21 protein-coding genes and 2 pseudogenes are annotated in these 21,483 nt (G+C 60.2%); 12 read left to right on the top strand and 11 right to left on the bottom strand.

All coding sequences use genetic code 11. From position 1 onward, the window contains the following. Nucleotides 1–2 precede the first annotated feature (2 nt). Complete coding sequence (locus tag KGB07_RS16470; RefSeq protein WP_046041866.1) at nt 3–1,727, bottom strand: tetratricopeptide repeat protein; 1,725 nt, start codon at nt 1,725–1,727, stop codon at nt 3–5. A 233-nt stretch (nt 1,728–1,960) separates the two neighbouring features. Here KGB07_RS16470 and hemA point away from each other — a divergent pair, with 233 nt between their 5' ends. The 6 genes from hemA to KGB07_RS16440 all read left to right on the top strand — a co-directional run bounded on the left by hemA (nt 1,961) and on the right by KGB07_RS16440 (nt 7,335). Further along, nucleotides 1,961–3,250 carry a glutamyl-tRNA reductase gene (hemA, locus tag KGB07_RS16465; RefSeq protein WP_046041867.1) on the top strand — a complete coding sequence of 430 codons (1,290 nt, stop codon included), beginning with the start codon at nt 1,961–1,963 and terminating at the stop codon, nt 3,248–3,250. Continuing rightward, nucleotides 3,247–4,329 carry a peptide chain release factor 1 gene (prfA, locus tag KGB07_RS16460; RefSeq protein ID WP_046041868.1) on the top strand — a complete coding sequence of 361 codons (1,083 nt, stop codon included), beginning with the start codon at nt 3,247–3,249 and terminating at the stop codon, nt 4,327–4,329. The genes hemA and prfA overlap by 4 nt, the downstream gene beginning before the upstream one ends. After that, entirely contained in the window at nt 4,330–5,160 is an 831-nt protein-coding gene (gene prmC, locus KGB07_RS16455) for a peptide chain release factor N(5)-glutamine methyltransferase (RefSeq protein ID WP_223465962.1), read from the top strand. Next, entirely contained in the window at nt 5,154–5,909 is a 756-nt protein-coding gene (locus tag KGB07_RS16450) for a molybdopterin-synthase adenylyltransferase MoeB (protein ID WP_046041870.1), read from the top strand. Before prmC ends, KGB07_RS16450 begins: the two co-directional genes overlap by 7 nt. Next, nucleotides 5,902–6,693, top strand: coding sequence for a glutamate racemase (gene murI, locus KGB07_RS16445; RefSeq protein ID WP_046041871.1), 792 nt, complete (start codon nt 5,902–5,904; stop codon nt 6,691–6,693). Before KGB07_RS16450 ends, murI begins: the two co-directional genes overlap by 8 nt. A gap of 123 nt (nt 6,694–6,816) precedes the next feature. Further along, a complete protein-coding gene (locus tag KGB07_RS16440) occupies nt 6,817–7,335 on the top strand; it encodes an acyloxyacyl hydrolase (RefSeq protein ID WP_046041872.1) in 519 nt (172 codons plus the stop codon). A gap of 143 nt (nt 7,336–7,478) precedes the next feature. Here KGB07_RS16440 and KGB07_RS16435 read toward each other — a convergent pair whose 3' ends face one another. The 7 genes and pseudogenes from KGB07_RS16435 to KGB07_RS16405 all read right to left on the bottom strand — a co-directional run bounded on the left by KGB07_RS16435 (nt 7,479) and on the right by KGB07_RS16405 (nt 12,895). Next, nucleotides 7,479–7,784: a YkgJ family cysteine cluster protein gene (locus KGB07_RS16435; RefSeq protein ID WP_007981864.1), complete on the bottom strand. Its 306-nt coding sequence runs from the start codon at nt 7,782–7,784 to the stop codon at nt 7,479–7,481. A gap of 99 nt (nt 7,785–7,883) precedes the next feature. Next, nucleotides 7,884–8,666, bottom strand: coding sequence for an SDR family NAD(P)-dependent oxidoreductase (locus KGB07_RS16430; RefSeq protein ID WP_046041873.1), 783 nt, complete (start codon nt 8,664–8,666; stop codon nt 7,884–7,886). Continuing rightward, nucleotides 8,663–8,761, bottom strand: a pseudogene (locus KGB07_RS16425) (nuclear transport factor 2 family protein); the annotation flags it as partial. The pseudogene KGB07_RS16425 and the gene KGB07_RS16430, both read right to left, overlap by 4 nt. A 2-nt stretch (nt 8,762–8,763) precedes the next feature. Next, nucleotides 8,764–10,206, bottom strand: a complete 1,443-nt coding sequence (gene phrB, locus KGB07_RS16420; RefSeq protein ID WP_046042017.1) for a deoxyribodipyrimidine photo-lyase — start codon at nt 10,204–10,206, stop codon at nt 8,764–8,766. A 21-nt stretch (nt 10,207–10,227) separates the two neighbouring features. Continuing rightward, a complete protein-coding gene (locus KGB07_RS16415; RefSeq protein ID WP_046041874.1) occupies nt 10,228–11,169 on the bottom strand; it encodes a MerR family transcriptional regulator in 942 nt (313 codons plus the stop codon). Then, nucleotides 11,169–11,711: pseudogene (locus KGB07_RS16410) on the bottom strand (YbgA family protein); the annotation flags it as partial. The gene KGB07_RS16415 and the pseudogene KGB07_RS16410, both read right to left, overlap by 1 nt. Nucleotides 11,712–11,908: 197 nt before the next feature. Continuing rightward, on the bottom strand, nt 11,909–12,895 hold the full coding sequence (locus KGB07_RS16405) for an NAD(P)/FAD-dependent oxidoreductase (RefSeq protein ID WP_046041875.1): 987 nt from the start codon (nt 12,893–12,895) through the stop codon (nt 11,909–11,911). 196 nt (nt 12,896–13,091) lie between these two features. Between KGB07_RS16405 and KGB07_RS16400 the strand changes: the two genes are divergently transcribed. Then, nucleotides 13,092–13,994, top strand: coding sequence for a TIGR01777 family oxidoreductase (locus KGB07_RS16400; RefSeq protein ID WP_223465960.1), 903 nt, complete (start codon nt 13,092–13,094; stop codon nt 13,992–13,994). A 13-nt stretch (nt 13,995–14,007) separates the two neighbouring features. Beyond that, the gene (hemH, locus tag KGB07_RS16395; protein ID WP_046041877.1) at nt 14,008–15,030 is read left to right on the top strand and encodes a ferrochelatase; all 1,023 of its coding nucleotides are present in this window, start codon (nt 14,008–14,010) and stop codon (nt 15,028–15,030) included. Nucleotides 15,031–15,133: 103 nt separating this feature from the next. On the opposite strand, the gene KGB07_RS16390 is transcribed toward hemH, so the two are convergent. After that, nucleotides 15,134–16,408 (bottom strand): uracil-xanthine permease family protein, encoded by a 1,275-nt coding sequence (locus KGB07_RS16390; RefSeq protein WP_046041878.1) that lies wholly within the window; start codon nt 16,406–16,408, stop codon nt 15,134–15,136. Between the two features lie 2 nt (nt 16,409–16,410). Continuing rightward, nucleotides 16,411–17,049 (bottom strand): uracil phosphoribosyltransferase, encoded by a 639-nt coding sequence (gene upp / locus KGB07_RS16385; protein ID WP_046041879.1) that lies wholly within the window; start codon nt 17,047–17,049, stop codon nt 16,411–16,413. A 175-nt stretch (nt 17,050–17,224) separates the two neighbouring features. On the opposite strand from upp, the gene KGB07_RS16380 reads away from it, so the two are divergent. The 4 genes from KGB07_RS16380 (at nt 17,225) to KGB07_RS16365 (ending at nt 19,266) form a co-directional block, all read left to right on the top strand. After that, complete coding sequence (locus tag KGB07_RS16380) at nt 17,225–17,782, top strand: hypoxanthine-guanine phosphoribosyltransferase (RefSeq protein ID WP_046041880.1); 558 nt, start codon at nt 17,225–17,227, stop codon at nt 17,780–17,782. Nucleotides 17,783–17,785: 3 nt separating this feature from the next. Beyond that, nucleotides 17,786–18,259 (top strand): WbuC family cupin fold metalloprotein, encoded by a 474-nt coding sequence (locus KGB07_RS16375; RefSeq protein WP_046041881.1) that lies wholly within the window; start codon nt 17,786–17,788, stop codon nt 18,257–18,259. Nucleotides 18,260–18,429: 170 nt separating this feature from the next. Beyond that, the gene (locus tag KGB07_RS16370) at nt 18,430–18,915 is read left to right on the top strand and encodes a hypothetical protein (RefSeq protein WP_046041882.1); all 486 of its coding nucleotides are present in this window, start codon (nt 18,430–18,432) and stop codon (nt 18,913–18,915) included. A gap of 63 nt (nt 18,916–18,978) precedes the next feature. Continuing rightward, nucleotides 18,979–19,266 carry a PA4642 family protein gene (locus KGB07_RS16365; RefSeq protein WP_046041883.1) on the top strand — a complete coding sequence of 96 codons (288 nt, stop codon included), beginning with the start codon at nt 18,979–18,981 and terminating at the stop codon, nt 19,264–19,266. 92 nt (nt 19,267–19,358) lie between these two features. On the opposite strand, the gene mqo is transcribed toward KGB07_RS16365, so the two are convergent. Then, the gene (mqo, locus tag KGB07_RS16360; RefSeq protein WP_046041884.1) at nt 19,359–20,867 is read right to left on the bottom strand and encodes a malate dehydrogenase (quinone); all 1,509 of its coding nucleotides are present in this window, start codon (nt 20,865–20,867) and stop codon (nt 19,359–19,361) included. Nucleotides 20,868–21,483: the final 616 nt, after the last annotated feature.

The following is a 21,483-nucleotide window of genomic DNA, read 5'->3' as shown; positions in this document are numbered from 1 at the left end:
TCTTAAAGAGTCTCTGATCCGGTCAGGCGTTTGATGGTGCCGCGCAGGGTCGGGCTGTCGGGTTGTTCCTTGAGGAACTTGCCCCAGACTTGTTTCGCTTCGCGCTGTTTGCCGTTGGCCCACAGGACTTCGCCCAAGTGAGCGGCGACTTCCTGGTCTGGGAAGCGTTCCAGGGCCTGGCGCAGCAGGCGCTCGGCTTCGTCGAGATTGCCCATGCGGTAATTCACCCAGCCAAGGCTGTCGAGTACCGCCGGGTCTTCCGGACTGATCCGGTGCGCCTGTTCGATCAGGGCCTTGGCTTCGGCGTAGCGCGTAGTGCGGTCGGACAGGGTGTAGCCGAGGGCGTTCAACGCCATGGCATTGTCCGGGTCACGCTTGATGATCGTGCGCAGGTCTTTTTCCATCTGCGCCAGGTCATTGCGTTTTTCCGCCTGCATGGCGCGGGTGTAGAGCAGGTTCAAATCGTCCGGATATTGCTGCAAGGCTTGTTGCAGAACGTTCCAGGCCTTGTCGCCCTGATTGTTGGCGGACAGGGTTTCGGCTTCGATCAGGTACAACTGGATCGCGTAATCCGGCTGCTCGTCGCGCTCTGCCGCCAGTTTGCGTTGGGCTTCGGCGGTCTTGCCGTTGTCGATCAGGATGTCGGCCTGACGCAGTTGCGCCGGCAGGTAGTCGCTGCCCGGGCCAACCTTGGCGTATTCGATCAGCGCGCCTTGCGGGTCGTTTTGTTCTTCGGCGATGCGGCCGAGGTTCAGGTGTGCCGAGTCGACATGGCTTTCCCGGGCGATCAGGTCTTCAAGATAACCCTTGGCCTCGTTCCAGGCCTTGGCTTCCAGGCAGACCAGTGCCAGGGAGTAACGCAGTTCGTCGTCTTCCGGGTATTGCTGGACCAGGCTCGAGAACTCGGCCTTGGCGTCGTCCATGCGGTCCTGTTCAACCAGCATGCGCGCGTAAGTCAGGCGCAGGCGCTTGTCATCCGGGTATTTCTTGATGCTTTTTTGCAGCAGCGGCAAGGCCTCGTCACCGCGATGGAGGGTTTGCAGCAGGCGTGCGCGCAGCAGGATCGGTGCGATTTCGCCGTCGTCCGGCGGATTGTCTTCCAGCAGCTTCAACGCGCCTTTGGCGTCGCCGTCCTGCTGCATCAGCAAAGCCTTGCCGAAAATCAGCTGGCTGTTGTCCGGATGACGCTGCAACAAACGGTCGAAGCTTTTCATCAAACCGTTGCGGGTGTCCTGGTCGGTGTCGGCCGCGGACAGCGCAAGGAAGTCGAAATGGGTGTCGCCCTTGCCTTGCAGGACTTTCTCCATATAGACCATGGAATCGTCATAACGCCCGGCACGTGCCAGTTGCACGGCGGCGGCGCGTTGCGCTTCGAGGTCGTCGGGGGCGTTCCTGGCCCAGATCAGCGCGGTATCCAGGGCTGCCTGGTCGGCGCCCAGATATTCGGCGATGCGAAATGCCCGCTCGGAGATGCCCGGATCCTGGGTGTTGATGGCCTGGGTCACATAGTTGTCCAGGGCAATGTCGAAACGATTGCGCTGGCCAGCCAGTTCGGCGCTCAACAGGCTGAAGATGGTTTCCTCGCTGAATGAGCTGTAGACCTTGGGCTTTTCAGGGGCCGGGGTGCTGTCTTCAGCCGGCGGCGTACCGTCCGACGATACGGGTGCCAAGGCTTGGCAGCCGCTGAGGAAGACAAGAGCGAGAAGCAACGCGGAAGATCTATTCATATAGGAGGAGGACGACTAACCTGCGGTCGGATCATCATGACACAAGCTTTCGGCCAAACATAACCGGCCCGGCAATTTACCTGCCAACCCGATAGAAGACTCTGGGCGATCCTTTAAACGAGAACCGCTCGCAACGTCGGCGTCGTCTACCGGCGCGATAGATATCGAGTAGTTGTTCTGATTCCGTCGAAGTAGGACAATTGTCGGCTTCACGTCACAATCAGCGACTTTGAATGGCCTTCCTTGCACTCGGTATTAACCACAAGACTGCTTCAGTAGACGTCCGCGAGCGCGTGGCTTTTACCCCTGAACAGCTGGTTGAGGCCTTGCAGCAGCTCTGCCGACTCACCGACAGCCGCGAAGCTGCGATCCTCTCCACCTGCAATCGCAGTGAACTCTATATAGAACAGGATCATCTGTCGGCGGACGTCGTGCTGCGCTGGCTGGCCGAATATCATCATTTGAGCTACGACGAGCTGCGCGAAAGCGCCTATGTGCATGAAGATGATGCGGCAGTTCGTCACATGATGCGGGTCGCTTCCGGGCTCGACTCGCTGGTGTTGGGCGAGCCGCAGATTCTCGGCCAGATGAAATCGGCCTATGCCGTGGCCCGCGAGGCCGGCACCATCGGGCCGTTGCTCGGGCGGCTGTTCCAGGCCACGTTCAATGCGGCCAAGCAGGTGCGCACCGACACGGCCATCGGCGAAAACCCTGTGTCGGTGGCGTTTGCCGCGGTGAGCCTGGCCAAGCAGATTTTCAGCGACCTGCAACGCAGCCAGGCCTTGTTGATCGGCGCCGGCGAGACCATCACCCTGGTCGCCCGCCATCTGCATGACCTGGGTGTAAAACGCATTGTGGTCGCCAACCGCACCCTGGAGCGCGCGAGCATTCTGGCCGAGCAGTTCGGCGCCCATGCGGTGTTGCTGTCGGATATTCCGGCAGAGCTGGTGCGCAGCGATATCGTCATCAGTTCCACCGCCAGCCAGTTGCCGATCCTGGGCAAGGGTGCGGTGGAAAGCGCCTTGAAACTGCGCAAGCACAAACCGATCTTCATGGTGGATATCGCTGTTCCCCGCGACATCGAGCCAGAAGTCGGTGAACTGGACGACGTTTACCTCTATAGCGTCGACGATCTCCACGAAGTGGTCGCCGAGAACCTCAAGAGCCGTCAGGGCGCAGCCCAGGCCGCCGAAGAGATGGTCTCGATCGGCGCCGAAGACTTTATGGTCCGCCTGCGCGAGTTGGCAGCGGTGGACGTGCTCAAGGCCTATCGTCAACAGAGCGAACGCCTGCGCGACGAAGAATTGCAAAAGGCCCAGCGCATGCTGGCCAACGGCACCAGTGCCGAAGAGGTGCTGGTGCAACTGGCCCGCGGGCTGACCAACAAACTGTTGCACGCACCGAGCGTGCAGTTGAAAAAGCTCTCTGCCGAAGGTCGCCTGGATGCGCTGGCGATGGCCCAGGAACTCTTTGCCCTCGGTGAGGGCTCATCGGATAGCTTTTCGGATAAAAAACCGCAATGAAAGCGTCACTGCTCAATAAGCTGGATATTCTCCAGGACCGTTTCGAGGAATTGACTGCCCTGCTGGGCGACGGCGAGGTCATTTCCGATCAGAACAAGTTCCGCACCTATTCCAAGGAGTACGCGGAAGTTGAGCCGATCGTGGGCGCCTATAAAGCACTGCTGAAAGTGCAGGACGACCTCGAAGGCGCCCAGGCACTGCTCAAGGACAGCGACCCGGACATGCGTGAAATGGCCGTGGAAGAAGTCCGCGAGGCCAAGGAGCGCCTGATCACGCTCGAAGCCGACCTGCAGCGCATGCTGCTGCCCAAGGACCCGAACGACGGGCGCAACGTGTTCCTCGAAATCCGTGCCGGTACCGGCGGCGACGAGGCGGCGATTTTCTCCGGCGACCTGTTCCGCATGTATTCGCGTTACGCCGAGCGTCGTGGCTGGCGGGTGGAAATCCTCTCGGAAAACGAGGGTGAGCACGGCGGCTATAAAGAGGTGATTGCCCGGGTCGAAGGCGACAACGTCTACGGCAAGCTGAAATTCGAATCCGGTGCGCACCGCGTGCAGCGGGTTCCGGCGACCGAATCCCAAGGCCGCATCCACACGTCGGCCTGCACCGTGGCGGTATTGCCCGAGCCGGACGAACAGGAAGTCATCGAGATCAACCCGGCCGACCTGCGCGTCGATACCTATCGCTCCTCCGGCGCCGGTGGCCAGCACGTCAACAAGACCGACTCGGCAATCCGTATCACGCACTTGCCGTCCGGCATTGTCGTCGAGTGCCAGGAAGAACGTTCGCAGCACAAGAACCGCGCCCGAGCGATGTCCTGGTTGTCGGCCAAGCTGAACGATCAGCAGACCTCTGCCGCAGCTAACGCCATCGCCAGCGAACGCAAGTTGCTGGTCGGCTCCGGCGACCGTTCCGAGCGCATCCGCACCTATAATTTTGCCCAGGGCCGGGTCACCGACCACCGGGTCAACCTGACCTTGTATTCCCTCGACGAGATCCTCGCCGGTGGTGTCGAGGCGGTGATCGAGCCGTTGCTGGCCGAGTACCAGGCCGATCAACTGGCAGCGATAGGTGAGTAAATGACGATCATTGCCAGTTTGTTGCGCGCCGCCGATTTGCCCGACTCGCCGACGGCGCGTCTGGATGCCGAATTGCTGCTGGCGGCGGCGTTGGGCAAGTCCCGCAGTTTCCTGCACACCTGGCCGGAGCGCATCGTGCCGAGCGAAGCGGCGCTGACGTTCGCCGAATATTTGCAGCGCCGCCGCAGTGGTGAGCCGGTGGCCTATATTCTCGGCCAGCAGGGTTTCTGGAAGCTGGACCTGGAAGTGGCACCGCACACGCTGATACCGCGCCCCGACACCGAGTTGCTGGTGGAAGCCGCGCTGGAGCTGTTGCCGGCCACACCGGCCAAGGTACTCGACCTCGGCACCGGCAGCGGCGCGATTGCCCTGGCCCTCGCCAGCGAACGTCCGGCGTGGAATGTCACCGCTGTGGATCGTGTCCTGGAAGCCGTGGCCCTGGCCGAACGCAATCGCCAGCGCCTGCACCTGGGCAACGCCACCGTGCTGAGCAGCCATTGGTTCAGCGCCCTGGAAGGTCTGCGTTTTCAACTGATCATCAGCAACCCGCCCTACATCGCAGCGACCGATCCGCATCTGGTCGAGGGCGATGTGCGCTTCGAACCGGCCAGCGCCCTGGTGGCGGGTGTCGACGGGCTCGACGATCTGCGTCTGATCGTCGCCCAGGCACCGGACCATCTGGACACCGGCGGCTGGCTGATGCTCGAACACGGCTATGATCAGGCCGAGGCGGTCCGCGATTTGCTGCTGACCCGGGGTTTTGAAGAAGTCCACAGCCGCACCGATCTGGGCGGTCACCAACGCATCAGTCTGGGGCGCCTGCCGTGCTGAATGATCAGGAATTGCTGCGCTACAGTCGGCAGATTCTGCTGCAACACATCGATATCGACGGCCAGTTGCGGCTCAAGGAAAGCCGCGTATTGATCGTCGGTCTTGGTGGCCTTGGCGCGCCAGTGGCGCTGTATCTGGCAGCCGCCGGTGTTGGCGAGTTGCACCTGGCGGATTTCGATACGGTCGACTTGACCAACCTGCAGCGCCAGATCATTCACGACACCGACAGTGTCGGCATGACCAAGGTCGATTCGGCAATCAAGCGCCTGAGCGCGATCAATCCCGAGATTCAGTTGATCGCTCATCGTGCGGCGCTGGATGAAGATTCGCTGGCCGCCGTGGTGGCCGGGGTGGATCTGGTCCTCGATTGTTCTGACAATTTTTCCACCCGTGAAGCGGTCAACGCCGCTTGCGTAACCGCCGGCAAACCGCTGGTCAGCGGTGCGGCGATTCGCCTCGAAGGGCAACTGTCGGTGTTCGATCCGCGTCGGCCGGAGAGTCCGTGCTACCACTGTTTATACGGGCACGGCAGTGAAGCCGAATTGACCTGTAGCGAGGCTGGCGTAGTCGGTCCGCTGGTGGGGCTGGTTGGCAGTTTGCAAGCCCTCGAAGCGCTGAAGTTGCTGGCCGGATTTGGCGAGCCGCTGGTGGGGCGTCTGCTGTTGATCGATGCCTTGGGTACACGCTTCCGTGAATTGCGGGTCAAGCGCGATCCGGGTTGCAGTGTCTGTGGGTCGAAACATGCGTGAAGCGCCGATTGGCGTGTTCGACTCCGGTGTCGGCGGGCTCTCGGTACTGGCCGAGATCCAGCGTTTGTTGCCCAATGAGTCTCTGCTGTACGTCGCCGACTGCGGGAATGTTCCCTATGGTGAGAAAACCCCGCAGTTTATCCAACAGCGTTGCAGCGTGATGGCTGAATTCTTTCGGCAGCAGGGCGCCAAGGCTTTGGTGCTGGCGTGCAACACGGCGACGGTGGCCGGCGTCGCCGACTTGCGTCGCGACTATCCCGAATGGCCCATCGTCGGCATGGAGCCGGCAGTCAAACCGGCCGCCGCCGCAACCCGTTCCGGCGTGGTGGGGGTGCTGGCCACTACCGGCACCTTGCAGAGCGCCAAGTTCGCCGCATTGCTCGACCGCTTCGCCACGGACGTGAAAGTCATTACCCAGCCCTGTCCAGGGCTTGTGGAGCTGATTGAAAACGGCGACCTGCGCAGCCCCGAGCTGCGTCAGCTGTTGGCCGGGTATGTCGAGCCATTGCTGGCTGCCGGCGCCGACACCCTGATTCTCGGCTGCACCCATTACCCCTTTCTCAAGCCGATGCTGCGGCAGATGATCCCCGAGGACATCAGCCTGATCGACACCGGCGCCGCCGTCGCGCGGCAACTTCAGCGTCTGCTGGCCGAAGGCGAGCTGCTCGCCGAGGGACCGGCCCGTGAGGCGCAGTTCTGGACCAGCGCCGATCCGCTTCATTTCAGAAATATCTTGCCGATACTGTGGAATACCTCTGGCGTTGTGCGAAGCTTCAACAGGTAGAAGGCTGTCCGGGGGGAATACGAAGAGTCGGGTGAACTTCTGATAAATCGCTGACTTCTATAGTTTTTGCAGGGCTTTGCAACAAAAAAACCATACGAAATCGTTCGCAAAAGGATGTTTCTAGTGAAGCGACTATTCTGCTTGGCCGCGATTGCGGCCGCACTAATGGGGCACACTTTTACCGCGCAGGCGGCAGGTGTGGAGTTCGCGGTTGGTCAGACCAGCGATTCGACCATGACGTATCGACTGGGCATGCAATTCGATTGGGACCAGAGCTGGTGGCAGAGTGACGTTGGCCGTGTGACCGGTTACTGGAGCGGTGCCTACACCTATTGGGAGGGCGACAAGACCTCGAGCAATAACAGCCTGTCGTTCTCTCCGGTGTTCGTTTACGAATTTGCCGGTCAGAACGTCAAACCGTACGTTGAAGCAGGCATTGGCGTGGCGGTGTTTTCCAATACCCGACTCGAAGACAACAACATCGGCAGTGCCTTCCAGTTTGAAGACCGGTTCGGTTTTGGCCTGCGCTTCAATGGTGGCCACGAAGTCGGGGTCCGCGCGACGCACTATTCCAACGCCGGGCTCGCCAGTTCCAACGACGGTGTAGAAAGCTACTCGCTGCATTACACCTTGCCGTTGTAAGCACCACGGTTTCAGCGGGTTGCAAATCCCCTGTGGGAGCGAGCTTGCTCGCGATGACGATATTTCATTCAACATCAATGTTGAATCTGAAATCGCTATCGCGAGTAAGCTCGCTCCCACAGGGGGACACGTTGTTTTCCAGTTCAGCGATACGCCGTCGAAATCCCCTGGCGTTCGTCGATGCACTCCGGTGCGCCCATCTCGAACTCCCGGCAGATCAACGGGCGTTTTTCGTAGATGGTGCACATCATCGTGTTGCGATCCAGCGCGGCACACCAGCCGTCGTCCAGGCGCAGCATCACTTCCCCGCCCCAGTCATCGGTATCGATGAACCGTTCAGGCACGCCCGTATCGGTGATCAGCATGACTTCGAGCTGGCAGCAGCAGGCTGCGCAGGTCGAGCAGGTGACCGCGGGTTCCGCGATTTGCGTATGGGGGATGGTTTTCATGGTGCGCAGTGTAAGGCAGTCACCGGGTGCTGTGTGAAAGGTCTGACGGACGCTCAAGTATCGAAACGTCCGGGATACCGCCGCCGATGATGACGACTTTCAGGGTTGATCCTTGATCGGCGGCTGGCTGCGCACCATGCGTTTGCCTATCTCCAGTTTCACTTGGTCCGGCCGTTTGGAGAGCGGCCAGAGGGCGGCCATGAACGCTGCCGGGAAAGCGATTTCCAGCGGTCGGTCCTTGAGTTTTTCGAAGATGTGCCGCGCGGCTTTCTCCACCGGCCAACTCAAGGCCATGGGGGAGTCGTTTTTCGTCGTCAGCGGAGTCTCGACAAACCCGGGGCTGATCACCGTGAGTTCTATACCTTCATGCGCCAGGTCGATGCGCAGGGATTCGAACAGGTAACGCAGCCCGGCCTTCGAGGTGCCGTAGGCTTCTGCCTTGGGCAGCGGCAGGTAAGTCACCGTACTGGCCATGGCTACCATATGCGGTGCGGTGCCGGCCCGCAGCAAAGGCAGTGCGGCGTCGATGCAAAAGCTGCTGGCCAACAGGTTAGTGCGCACCACATGTTCGACAATCGACGCATCGAACTGCTTGGCATCCACGTACTCGCAGGTGCCGGCGTTGAGTATCACGGTGTCCAGCGAGCCCCAGTCCTCGGCAATCTGCTCGCCGATCTCGCGTACGGTCTGGCTGTTGGTCAGGTCTCCGGCGACCACCAGCACCTGCCCCGGGTAACGTAGCGACAAGTTTTTCAGTGGTGCCACGGTGCGTGAACTGACGGCCAGGTGCGCACCGGTTTTCAGGATTTCTTCGGCCAGGGCGGCGCCGATGCCACTGCTTGCGCCTGTCAGCCAGTATCGTCGTGCGAGTGTACGACTCATCCCAATCTCCTTTTCAGCCGGGCAATTGCCCGGCCCAATACGGGTAAATGTTCATAATGCAAAGACCCGGCATCGAAGTCATCCCGGTGGCGGTAATTCATGACCCAACCGCGGCGTATTGCCGCGAGGGCAGGTTTTTGAATGCCGTCAACGCACGTGTACGGGAAGTACTCAGGTCGACGATCGGTGAGGGGTAATCCACAACACCGAAAAGACCGCCGAGATTGGCGGGGTTGTGCACGTTTTTTTTATTCAACCCGGCCAGTTCCGGAAGCCATTGCTTGATGAACACGCCTTCGGGGTCGAATTTTTCCGACTGGCTCAACGGGTTGAAAATCCGGAAGTAAGGCGCCGAGTCGGTGCCGGTGGAGGAACTCCACTGCCAGCCACCATTGTTCGCTGCCAAGTCGCCATCGATCAGGTGACGCATGAAAAAACGTTCGCCTTCGCGCCAGTCGATCAGCAAGTTTTTGCTCAGGAACATCGCCACCACCATGCGCAGGCGGTTGTGCATCCAGCCAGTTGCCAGTAGTTGGCGCATGGCGGCGTCGATGATTGGCAAGCCGGTACGAGCCTGTTGCCAGGCGGCCAGTTCTTCGGGGGCGTTGCGCCAGGCCAGAGCTTCAGTTTCCGGACGAAATGCGCGGTGCCAGGAAACCCGTGGGTAGCCCACCAGGATGTGTTTATAGAACTCTCGCCACAGCAGTTCGTTGATCCAGGTAACGGCGCCGCTCTTGCCGCTTTCGAATTCGCCTTGATTGCTGTTCAAGGCCGCGTGCAGGCATTGGCGCACAGAAATCACCCCGGCGGCCAGATAGGCCGAGAGCTGGCTGGTGCCGGGCTTCGCCGGGAAATCCCGTTCGCTTTGATAGTGCTCGATCTGCGCAACGCTAAAGCTGTCGAGGCGATGCCGGGCTTCCGCTTCGCCCGCCGGCCACAGGTTGCGCAGGTTGTCAGCAGGTGTTGCGAAGCCGTCGACGCTCAAGGGGATCGGATCGCTGGCAATGTTCAGCGGCGCTTGTTTGTGCGGCGCGCGGACCAGGCTGGGCAGCGAGTGGTGCAGTCGTTCGTAGCAGACTTTGCGGAATTGGCTGAAGACCTGAAAGTAAGTGCCGGTGCGGGTCAGTACGCTCCCTGGCTTGAACAACAATTGATCGAGGTAGCGGCGAACTTCGATGCCTTCGGCCTGTAGCGTCCGGGCGACCGCTGCATCGCGACGGGATTCGTGGATGCCGTACTCTTCGTTGAGATACAGCGCGTCGACCTGCCACTGTCGGCACAGGTTCAGCAATACGCTGGGTGCGTCATCCCAGCGCGATGCCTGGCGGATCAGCAGGGGAATGTTCAGTTGACCCAGTTCGCGGCTCAACTCGCGCAGGTTACGCAACCAGAAGTCCACTTTGCAGGGCGCATCGTCGTGTTCCAGCCATTGTTCCGGACTCAGCAGATACACCGCCACGCAGGGGCCGCGAGCCGCTGCGGCCGAGAGGGCGGTGTTGTCATGTAGGCGCAAGTCACTGCGCAGCCAGATCAATTGCATTTTGGTATCCGCGCTATTCATTTAAATCAGCCCGTGCTGAACGAGTGCCTGATGTGCCGACAACGGATCTTCGGCCAGGTACAGATCAGCGATCTCGGCAGTACTTGCGGACAACTCGGTGTGGTGGATGCATACCGTTGGTCCGGCAATCATTTTTGGGCAACTGACGCCTTTGAAAAGTTTCGGCAGCTGCGCCGGATTCAGGGCTTTGCTTGAGTACAGCAGAACCCCACGGGGCTGCAGAAATTCGACCGCCAATGCCAGTTCTCCGACAGGCAGCGGCCAGTCGAAGACCTCCACCGGGCAATCCGCGCTGCTGATCAGCCAGGCCGTTAGCCAAAGGTGCGGCTCCATGGGCAGGTCCGAGTGGTTGACCAGCAGCAGCGGCGCGGTGCGCAACTGACGATTATTATGGTAGATGCGCGCACCGAACTTGCTGCGTAGCCAGGCACAAAAAAAGCCCCGCTCCATCTGCGCCCCGAACTGGCCTTGCCAGCGTTGCTCCAGAGTAGCCAGCAAGGGCATCAGCAATTGCTCGCACAGGGTTCGCGGCGGATACAGCGCCATCGCCTGATTGACGCTGTCATCCAGGGCACGTTCCTGCAATCCGCTGACCGCCTGCAACAACGTTTGCAGCAAGACGTGCCAATCGTTGTCGACGGACTCGCTGAAGGCTTGCGGCGTGTCGAGCAATGGCTTGACCTGGCTGACGGCAACGCCACGGTTGAGCCAGGTGAGGATGGTCTGGATGCGTTGTACGTGGTCGGCCGAGAACAACCGATGGCCCTTGGGTGTGCGTTGCGGCACGATCAGGCCGTAGCGCCGCTCCCAGGCGCGCAAGGTCACGGCATTGACGCCGGTTTGCCGCGCCACTTCACGGATCGGCAGCCAGCCTTCGTCCAGCGCCTTTTTAAGGTCATCGCCGAGGTCTTCGCGGGCACTGGTGTCGAGTGCTTTTTTCATCAGATGGCGTTTCGCAGGCTGAGGTTTTCCGGGTGCGGTTGCAGGTAAACCTGCTGTGCGATGTACGGATCGGGGTGTTGGCGAAAGTGATGTTTGAGCAGCGTCAGCGGCACCACCAGCGGCACGATGCCCAGGCGGTACTGGCTGATCACGTGCTGCACTTCCTGCTTGTCTTCGTGGCTGATGGCCTGTTTCAGGTAGCCACTGAGGTGTTGCAGGACGTTGGTATGGGTGCGGCGGGTGGCGCACTTTTTCAGGGCCACCATCAGTTCACTGAAGTAGCGCGGGCCAAGTTCCTTCGGATCGGTATGACCCATGATCCCCAGCAGATTGCCGAGCACTTTGTACTGCTCCGGGTTGTGGGCCATCAGCAGGTATTTGTAGCGCGAGTGAAAGTCCGTGAGACCGCGCCGGGTCAGGCCTTCCTGGCGTAGCTGCTGCCAGGCGCTGTAGGCGAACACGCGGGTGAGGAAGTTTTCCCGCAGCACCGGATCATTGAGCCGGCTGTCTTCTTCCACTGGCAAGTCCGGGTGCAGCAGGCAGGCGTTGATGGCGATTTTCTGTTTGGCGGGGGCATGGGACATCGGAGCACCTCGAATCTGAACCTGTGCAGACGGTCGAGTCTGTACAAGATAACTTCATCATAGATTCGAAGTTGTACAAGTCAAACATTGTGTATAAGTTTTGTGGCGGGCTGCTGTCCAGGACGACAGCAGCGATTTGTTCGGATTGATGCTCTTTACTGCAGGTGCTCATGCAAGCGGCGGGCGGCTTCCTGACCGCTGAGCCAGGCTCCTTCGACGCGTCCGGACAGGCACCAGTCGCCACAGGCGTACAGCCCCAGGTCGGCATCGGCCAGGGTGCCCCATTCGTGACTGCTGGCGGGGCGGGCGTAAAGCCAGCGGTGGGCGAGGCTGAAGCTCGGCGCGGGCATGGAATCGTGCAGCAGTTCGGCAAAGGCGCCGTGCAACTGTTCGATCACCGCTTCCTTGGACAAGTCGATGTGCTGGCGACTCCAGGCGCTGGTGGCGTGCAGCACCCAAGTGTCGAGGGTGTTGTCACGTCCGGGTTTGCTGCGGTTGCGGGCCAGCCAGTCGAGGGGGCTGTCCTGCACGAAGCAGCCTTCCATGGGCGTTTCCAGCGGCGTTTCGAAGGCCAGGGCTATGGCCCAGGTCGGGTCCATTTTCACCCCGGCGGCGGCTCCGGCGAGTTTCGGCGCTGATGCCAGCAGAGCCGTGGCCTGGGGGGCCGGCGTGGCGATGACCACGTGGCTGAACGGTCCGTGGGTGAAGCCCTCGGCGTCCTGCAGGTGCCAGTGTTCTTCACCGCGATAAACTTCGGTGATCCGGCAGGCGAAATGCACTTCGAGGTCGCCGAGCAGCGCGCGGGTGATGGCACTCATGCGGGGCGTGCCGACCCAGCGGGTCTGTTCGTCCGGCGACAGGTTGAGTTGGCCGCCATGGTAGGTGTACAGCTGCGGCGTCCACTCGGCGACCCAGCCTTTGGCCTGCCAGCGCTGAACTTCGTTGACAAAACGCCGGTCGCGGGCAGTGAAATACTGCGTGCCCATGTCCAGAGCCCCCGCATCGCTGCGCTTGCTCGACATGCGCCCGCCGCTGCCACGACTTTTATCGAACAGTTGAACCACATGCCCGAGGTCAGTCAGGGCTTGGGCGGCGGAGAGTCCGGCAATGCCGGTGCCGATGATTGCGATAGGTACAGTCATAGGGGCCTCGTTTACCTTTCTGTACAGACTACGCCGGGGTTCAAACCTGTACAATATTGTTTTTTGGTATAACTTTTAGCGCTCTCGATCTGACAGCTTGGCCTATTGTTAAACATAGCGCCTGTTCGATACCAAAGATCCCTGCTTATAAAAATAGACTAATGGACAAGGTAAAACGCCACGCGAGGGAGAAGTCATGCACATATTGCTGACCGGCGGTACTGGTTTGATAGGACGTCAGCTCTGTCGGCACTGGTTGGGCCAGGGACATCGCCTGACAGTCTGGAGTCGCAAGCCTGAAAAAGTCGCGAAAATATGTGGTGCCCAAGTGCGTGGAGTTGCCCGGCTGGAGGATCTGGGGCAGGAGCAGATCGATGCGATCGTCAATCTGGCCGGAGCGCCGATTGCCGACCGGCCTTGGACGCACAAGCGTAAAGCCTTGTTGTGGAGCAGCCGCATCACCCTCACCGAAACCTTGCTGGCGTGGCTCGAAAATCGCGAGCAGAAACCACGGGTATTGATTTCCGGTTCGGCTGTCGGCTGGTATGGCGACGGTGGCGAGCGCGAACTGACCGAGGACTCGGGGCCGGTCAGCGAAGATTTCGCCAGCCAGTTGTGCATTGCCTGGGAAGAGACTGCACTGCGGGCTGAAACGCTGGGCATTCGCGTCATCCTCATTCGAACCGGGTTGGTGCTGTCGGCGGAGGGCGGCTTTTTGTCGCGGCTGTTACTGCCGTTCAAACTGGGCCTGGGTGGGCCGATCGGCAACGGCCGGCAGTGGATGCCATGGATTCATATCGACGATCAAATCGCCCTGATTGATTTTCTTCTGCATCGCAACGAGGCCGGCGGTCCCTATAATGCGTGCGCGCCCAAACCGGTGCGCAATCGCGAGTTTGCCAAGGCGTTGGGCGGCGTGTTGAATCGCCCGGCGTTCATGCCGATGCCGGCCTTCGCATTGAAGGTGGGGCTGGGCGAGTTGTCGCTGTTGCTGCTGGGCGGCCAGCGCGCCACTCCCGTGCGTTTGTTACAGGCTGGTTTCACTTTTAAGTTCATGGATTTGCGCGCGGCTCTGGACGATCTGTCCGGTCGCCTTTGAAATAGGACGTTGCATGACCGATCACGCGTTGCTTCTGGTCAACCTGGGCTCACCTGCTTCCACCTCGGTGGCGGATGTGCGCAGCTACCTCAATCAATTTCTGATGGACCCGTACGTGATCGACCTGCCATGGCCGGTTCGGCGTCTGCTGGTGTCGCTGATCCTGATCAAGCGTCCCGAGCAGTCGGCCCATGCTTATGCCTCGATCTGGTGGAACGAGGGCTCGCCGCTGGTGGTGCTCAGTCGTCGCCTGCAACAAGCGATGACCCGTCAATGGCAGCACGGCCCGGTCGAATTGGCGATGCGTTACGGCGAGCCGTCGATTGAATCGACTCTGGTTCGGATGGTTGCGGCGGGGCACAAGCGAATCACCCTGGCGCCGCTGTATCCACAGTTCGCCGACAGCACCACGACTACGGTCATCGAAGAGGCCAAGCGCGTGGTGCGCGAGAAAAACCTCGATGTACAGTTGTCGGTGCTCCAGCCTTTCTACGACCAGCCGGAATACCTCGATGCGCTGGTGGTCACGACCCGGCCGCATTTGCAGCAGGACTTCGATCACTTGCTGATGAGTTTTCATGGGTTGCCGGAACGGCATCTGAAGAAGCTCAACCCCGGTCACAGCTTCGAGGGTGGCGGTGATTGCTGCGCCGGGGCGCCACCGGAGGTGGTCGCCACCTGTTATCGCGGCCAGTGCCTGCGTACGGCGGCAGAGTTTGCCAAACGCATGGGGTTGCCGGAGGGCAAGTGGTCGGTGTCGTTCCAGTCGCGTCTGGGGCGCGCCAAATGGATCGAACCCTACACCGAGGCGCGCCTGGATGAATTGGCCAAAAGCGGGGTGAAAAAGGTTCTGGTGATGTGCCCGGCGTTCGTTGCCGATTGCATCGAGACCCTGGAAGAGATCGGTGATCGCGGCAAGGAGCAATTCCGCGCAGCGGGGGGCGAGGACCTGGTGCTGGTGCCGTGCCTCAACGATGATCCGCATTGGGCGCGGGCGTTGAGTGCGTTGTGCGAGCGCGCGCCGTTGGCGCTTTAAAAGCTTCGCGAGCAGGCTCGCTCCCACAGGGAAATGCATTCCAATTTGTGGGAGCGAGCTTGCTCGCGATAGCTATCTGGCAGACTACAAACATCTCAAGCTGTTAGATCAGCGGCTCATCCGCCTTCTTGTGCTTCCAGCTGTCATTGCCCGGCAGAATCAGGTTCAAGCCAATCGCCACCACCGCGCACAGCGCGATGCCCTTGAGGCCGAAATCGTCCGGCCCGGTACCGGTACCGATCAGCACGCCGCCGATCCCGAACACCAGGGTCACCGAAACAATCACCAGATTGCGCGCCTCGCCCAGATCGATCTTGTGGCGGATCAGCGTGTTCATCCCCACCGCCGCGATCGAACCGAACAACAGGCACAGAATCCCGCCCATCACCGGCACCGGAATGCTTTGCAACAGTGCGCCGAACTTGCCGATGAACGCCAGGCTGATGGCGAAGATCGCCGCCCAGGTCATGATTTTCGGGTTGTAGTTCTTGGTCAGCATGACTGCGCCGGTCACCTCGGCGTAGGTGGTGTTGGGCGGACCGCCGAACAGACCGGCCGCCGTGGTGGCGATGCCGTCGCCGAGCAGGGTGCGGTGCAGGCCGGGCTTCTTCAGGTAATCGCGACCGGTCACGCTACCTACGGCAATCACGCCGCCGATGTGTTCGATGGCCGGGGCCAGGGCTACCGGAACGATGAACAGAATCGCCTGCCAGTTGAATTCCGGTGCGGTGAAGTGCGGGATGGCGAACCACGGTGCCGCCGCAATCTTCGCGGTATCGACCACGCCGAAGTAGAACGCCATGCCGAAGCCCACCAGCACGCCGGAGATGATCGGCACAAGGCGGAAGATGCCCTTGCCGAATACCGCGACGATCAGCGTGGTCAGCAACGCGGGCATCGAGATCATCATCGCCGTCTGGTAATGAATCAATTCGCTGCCGTCGCCGGCCTTGCCCATGGCCATGTTGGCGGCAATCGGTGCCATGGCCAGGCCGATCGAAATGATCACCGGCCCGATCACCACCGGCGGCAGCAGGCGGTCGATGAAGCCTGTGCCTTTGATCTTCACGGCCAGGCCGAGGAAGGTGTAGACGAAACCTGCCGCCATCACGCCGCCCATGGTCGCAGCCAGGCCGAACTGACCCTTGGCGAGAATGATCGGGGTGATGAAGGCAAAGCTCGATGCCAGGAACACCGGCACCTGACGCCCGGTGACGATCTGGAACAGGATCGTCCCCAGGCCGGCCGTGAACAGCGCCACGTTCGGGTCGAGGCCGGTAATCAGCGGCATCAACACCAGGGCGCCGAAGGCCACGAACAGCATCTGTGCACCCGACAGCACCGTGCGCCAGAGCGGATCGTTGAACTCTTGCTGCATGGTCACGCGTCCTTCTGCTTGGTGCCGAAGATCTTGTCACCGGCATCGCCCAGCCCTGGGATGATGTAACCGTGTTCGTTCAGTTTTTGATCAATGGAAGCGGTGTAGATGATCACGTCCGGGTGAGCTTTCTCTACGGCGGCGATGCCTTCCGGCGCGGCAACCAGCACCATGGCTCGGATGTCGCGGCAGCCGGCCTTTTTCAGCAGGTCGATGGTGGCAACCATCGAGCCGCCGGTGGCGAGCATCGGGTCGATGATCATGGCCAGGCGTTCGTCGATTTCCGGCACCAGCTTCTCGAGGTAGGTGTGGGCTTCGAGAGTTTCTTCGTTACGGGCCACGCCCACGGCGCTGACTTTGGCGCCCGGGATCAGGCTTAGCACGCCTTCGAGCATGCCGATGCCGGCACGCAGGATTGGCACGACAGTAATCTTCTTGCCAGCGATTTTCTCGACCGACACAGTGCCGCACCAGCCTTCGATATCGTAGGATTCCAGCGGCAGGTCTTTGGTGGCTTCATAGGTCAGCAAGGCGCCGACTTCCTGAGCGAGCTCACGGAAATTCTTGGTGCTGATGTCTGCGCGGCGCATCAGGCCAAGTTTATGACGGATCAGCGGGTGGCGGATCTCATGGATGGGCATGGGGAAAGGCTCCGGCGGCGGGCAAAAAAACCGGCCTAGATTAATCTATCCGAGGGTGTTGTCCTATAGACATACAGTACGTTAGTCCACAAACGCTTGATCTGGCCGTGCGGGATGCGTACCTTTGCCCGCTTTTCCGAATCCGTCCCTCCCCCTCAAACCCCTGGAGAGCGCCATGTCCGCTGATCTCGAGCATATCCGTCAAATCATGCGAGAGGCTGACTGCCTGTACACCGAAGCTGAAGTCGAGGCGGCCATCGCCCGCGTCGGTGCACAAATCAACGAACAAATGGCCGACAGCAACCCGGTGGTGTTCTGCGTGATGAACGGCGGGCTGATTTTCTCCGGCAAGCTGCTGACCTATCTGAACTTCCCGCTGGAAGCGTCCTACCTGCACGCCACCCGCTATCGCAACGAAACCAGCGGGGGCGACCTGTTCTGGAAAGCCAAGCCGGAAGTTTCCTTCATCGACCGTGACGTGCTGATCATCGACGACATCCTCGATGAAGGTCACACCCTGGGCGCGATCATCGATTTCTGTAAACACGCCGGTGCCCGTAAAGTGCACACTGCCGTGCTGATCGACAAAGACCACGACCGCAAGGCCCGTCCGGACCTGAAGGCCGATTTCGTCGGTCTGCCGTGCATCGACCGCTACATCTTCGGTTACGGTATGGACTACAAAGGCTACTGGCGTAATGCCAACGGGATTTTCGCCGTTAAAGGAATGTAAGACATGGATACGCCTCGCTTTCTGGATCAGACCTTGTTCGCCGAACTGGCCGGGAAAGCCGCGACTAATCCTCGTGGGCGCCAGCATTACAACTTCCATCAGATGGAAGACGCTTGCCATCGCATGGCGGTGGGGTTGCAGCCGTCCACGTATATCCCGCCTCACCGGCATCTGGGCGACAACAAGGCCGAAACCCTGTTGGTCCTCAAGGGGCGGCTGGGCGTGTTGATCTTTGACGAGGTCGGTACGGTGCTGAGCAAGACCGTGCTGCAGGCCGGTGGCGACTGTGTTGGCGTGGACCTGCCAAGCGGTGTGTTCCACGGTTTGGTGGTACTGGAGGCCGACAGCCTGATGTTCGAATGCAAGGCCGGTCCTTACCGTCCGGTAGGTGAGGGTGAGCTGGCGCATTGGGCACCGCGCGAAGGCGAGCCCGGCGTTGCCGAGTATCAGGCCTGGATGCGCGCGCAGTTCGACTGATCCTTAACTTGTGGGAGCGAGCTTGCTCGCAATGGCTATGTCACTGACACATTGATGCTGGATGTGCCGACGTCATCGCGAACAAGCTCGCTCCCACAGTGGTTTCTGTGCACTTGAACCACTTCCTTCAGCCCATGGTAAAGTGCCCGGCCCCGACTCCGGAGCCTGCCATGAGCCCTTTTATCCGCAGCTGCGCCGCCCTGTTGCTGGTCCTCAGCCTGCCATTGGCCGCCGCGCCGGCGCCCATGCACAGTCAATTTCTGCCGCCGGACGATCTAACGCTGCGCGATGCTGACCCCGAACAGCAGCAACTGATGCAGGTCACCGATTATTCGGTGGTGGTCGGCGCTCAGCGTCAGTCCAATCAACAGCCGATTCCGGTCACTTCGCCGCTGATGATTCGGCTCAAGGGCAAATCCCTGAACAAGGGCGCCACCATCAGTCAGGTGCTGGTCAACTTCGATGGTGAAAGCAAAAGCCTGAAAAAACCGGTTTACGACGAGTCGAGCAAGACCCTGACCCTCTATTACCCGCTGGCGCAATACCGGGTGGTGATCGACTTGTTGCGCAACGACACGGTGTATTGCCAGTTTCTCAGCTACGCCAATGGCCATGTCTGGGCCGATCTGCACACTGGCAGCACTCGTCCGCGTTGAGCCTTGAGCCCGCGCAGGGGTAAACTGCCCGCCCCGTGAAATGTCTGCGAGCTGGAGTCGGCAATGCGTAAAGATAAAAAACAAGTGATTGGTGACGAGATCGGCGATGAGCAGATCAAGTTGTTCCTCGATTTCGAACCGGTCGACGCGACTTCTCCGTCCCTGCACAAGCTGGTCAAGGCCTACCGTGGCCTGCGCATCGACGATTTCGCGCGTTTCCTGACGTTCTTCGTCGAAGCGGGTTACGACGTGAATGGCAAGGATGAGCACGGCAACGACTTCGTTGCCCTGATCAAGGATCAGCGCAACGCGCCGGACTACATCGAGTTGATCGAAAAAGCTCGCGGCTGATTCCTCAGGCACATCGCCACGAATCAGGTTTGCCCGGACATAAAAAAACGCCCCGCTCTCAGTGAGAACGGGGCGTTTTTCATAAGGCCGAATCAAGCGTAGCTTTCGGTCTCGCTGCTGGCTTCAACCAGTTCCAGGGCAACGTTGTTCTGCGTGTTGATCTTGCGATACAGCGCAGCGTCGGTTTCCAGGACCTTTTCACGGGCCGGGAAAATTTCGGCCAGTTTGGTAGCCCATTCGCCCTTGGTTTTGCCCGGGAAGCATTTTTCGATCAGCTCAAGCATGATCGAAACAGTCACCGAGGCACCTGGCGAAGCGCCGAGCAGTGCTGCCAGGGAACCGTCCTTGGCTGCGACCAGTTCGGTGCCGAATTGCAGGATGCCGCCTTTTTTCGGGTCTTTCTTGATGATCTGCACCCGTTGGCCGGCCACTTCCAGGCGCCAGTCTTCAGCTTTCGCCTCAGGGTAGAAGCGACGCAGGGACTCCAGGCGCTGCTCCATCGACTGCATCACTTCGCTGACCAGGTACTTGGTCAGGTCCATGTTGTTTTTTGCCACGGACAGCATCGGCCCGATGTTGCCGGCGCGAACCGACATCGGCAGGTCCATGAAGGAGCCGTGCTTGAGGAACTTGGTGGTGAAGCCGGCATAAGGTCCGAACAGCAGGGACTTCTTGCCTTCGACTACACGGGTGTCCAGGTGCGGCACGGACATTGGCGGCGAGCCTACGGCAGCCTGGCTGTAGACCTTGGCCTGGTGGTGCTTGACCACTTCCGGGTTATCGCAACGCAGCCATTGGCCGCTGATCGGGAAACCGCCGAAGCCTTTGCTCTCTTCGATGCCCGAAGCCTGCAGCAACGGCAGTGCCGCACCGCCAGCGCCGAGGAAGACGAACTTGGCGTCGACTTCACGGGTGTTGCCGCTGTTGACGTCCTTGATGCTGACAGTCCAGCCGCCGTTGCTGCGCTTGAGGCCGGTCACGCGCTTGCAGTACTTGACCTGGGCATCGGGTGCGCTGGTCAGGTGCTTGAGCAACTGGTTGGTCAGGGCGCCGAAGTTTACGTCGGTGCCATTGATCACGCGGGTCGCGGCGAGGTTTTCGCCAGGATCGCGGCCAGGCATCATCAGCGGCATCCACTCGGCCATTTTGGCCTTGTCTTCGGTGTATTCCATGTCCGAGAAGGCGTGGTGCTTGCTCAGCACCTTGAAGCGTTCCTTGAGGAAGGACACGCCGCTGTCGCCCTGCACGAAGCTCAGGTGTGGCACCGGGCTGATAAACGATTTGCACGAGCCGAACGTGCCTTTTTTGGTCAGGTACGACCAGAATTGCTTCGACACCTCGAACTGGGTGTTGATGTGCACGGCTTTCTTGATGTCGACGGCGCCATCGGCGGCCTGCGGCGTGTAGTTGAGCTCACACAGCCCGGCGTGACCGGTACCGGCGTTGTTCCACGGGTTGGAACTCTCCGCGGCACCGGAATCCATCAGCTCGACGACTTCCAGCTTGATCGCGGGGTCGAGCTCTTTGAGCAGTACTGCAAGGGTGGCACTCATGATGCCGGCCCCAACCAGTACTACGTCGACTGCTTCGTTATGCGCCATTTAACGCGTCTCCAAAATCTGCAGCACCAAATTGTCGGCATGGCTGCCAGGAGTGACGGGGCGTGTCAGTGTTGCCCCAGGTACCCATGGCAGGATCGCCATGTCCGAATCTTCGCAATTTATCGCAACTTCGACGGACGCTACCTGCCGGGCCTATGAGCCATATGAACTCATTTCAGCGCGCGGGAGGCAATTCGACTTATGGTCGATACATCCGTTTGTGCAACCAAATCCGTAGCGGACAGGCTTCAGGCTCCGGTGTTCGAGGAATACTCGGTCCTGTGTCGTTGGGCTGTTGTAGACGCTAATGGTGCATGTTCAGACGCAAAACTATTCATTTGCTCGCCACACTCTTGTGAAGTTGTGAAAACCCGTTTTTTTCACGCTCTTTTGAAGACGTGAACCTCAAAAAGGGCTGTCCCAGCCTGGCACCGTGCCCGGATGGATTGCCGCCATGGGATACAGGGCAGGCAAAACGGGCAAACAGCTCAGTGACCGAGCGTAATGACAGCTCTGCAGATTCGCGAAAAGTGGAGGTTTTGCTCAACAAAACAGCAAGCGCGCCAGCTTCACTCGATCTGTGTGGGCGGCTCTCTGTGGGCAGTGCGGGGTGTCA

The sequence above is a fragment of the Pseudomonas sp. GL-RE-26 genome (assembly GCF_019956275.1).
GTDB lineage: Bacteria > Pseudomonadota > Gammaproteobacteria > Pseudomonadales > Pseudomonadaceae > Aquipseudomonas > Aquipseudomonas grandcourensis.
Note: the sequence above shows the minus strand (reverse complement) of the source record. Positions and strands in the feature narration are given on the sequence as shown.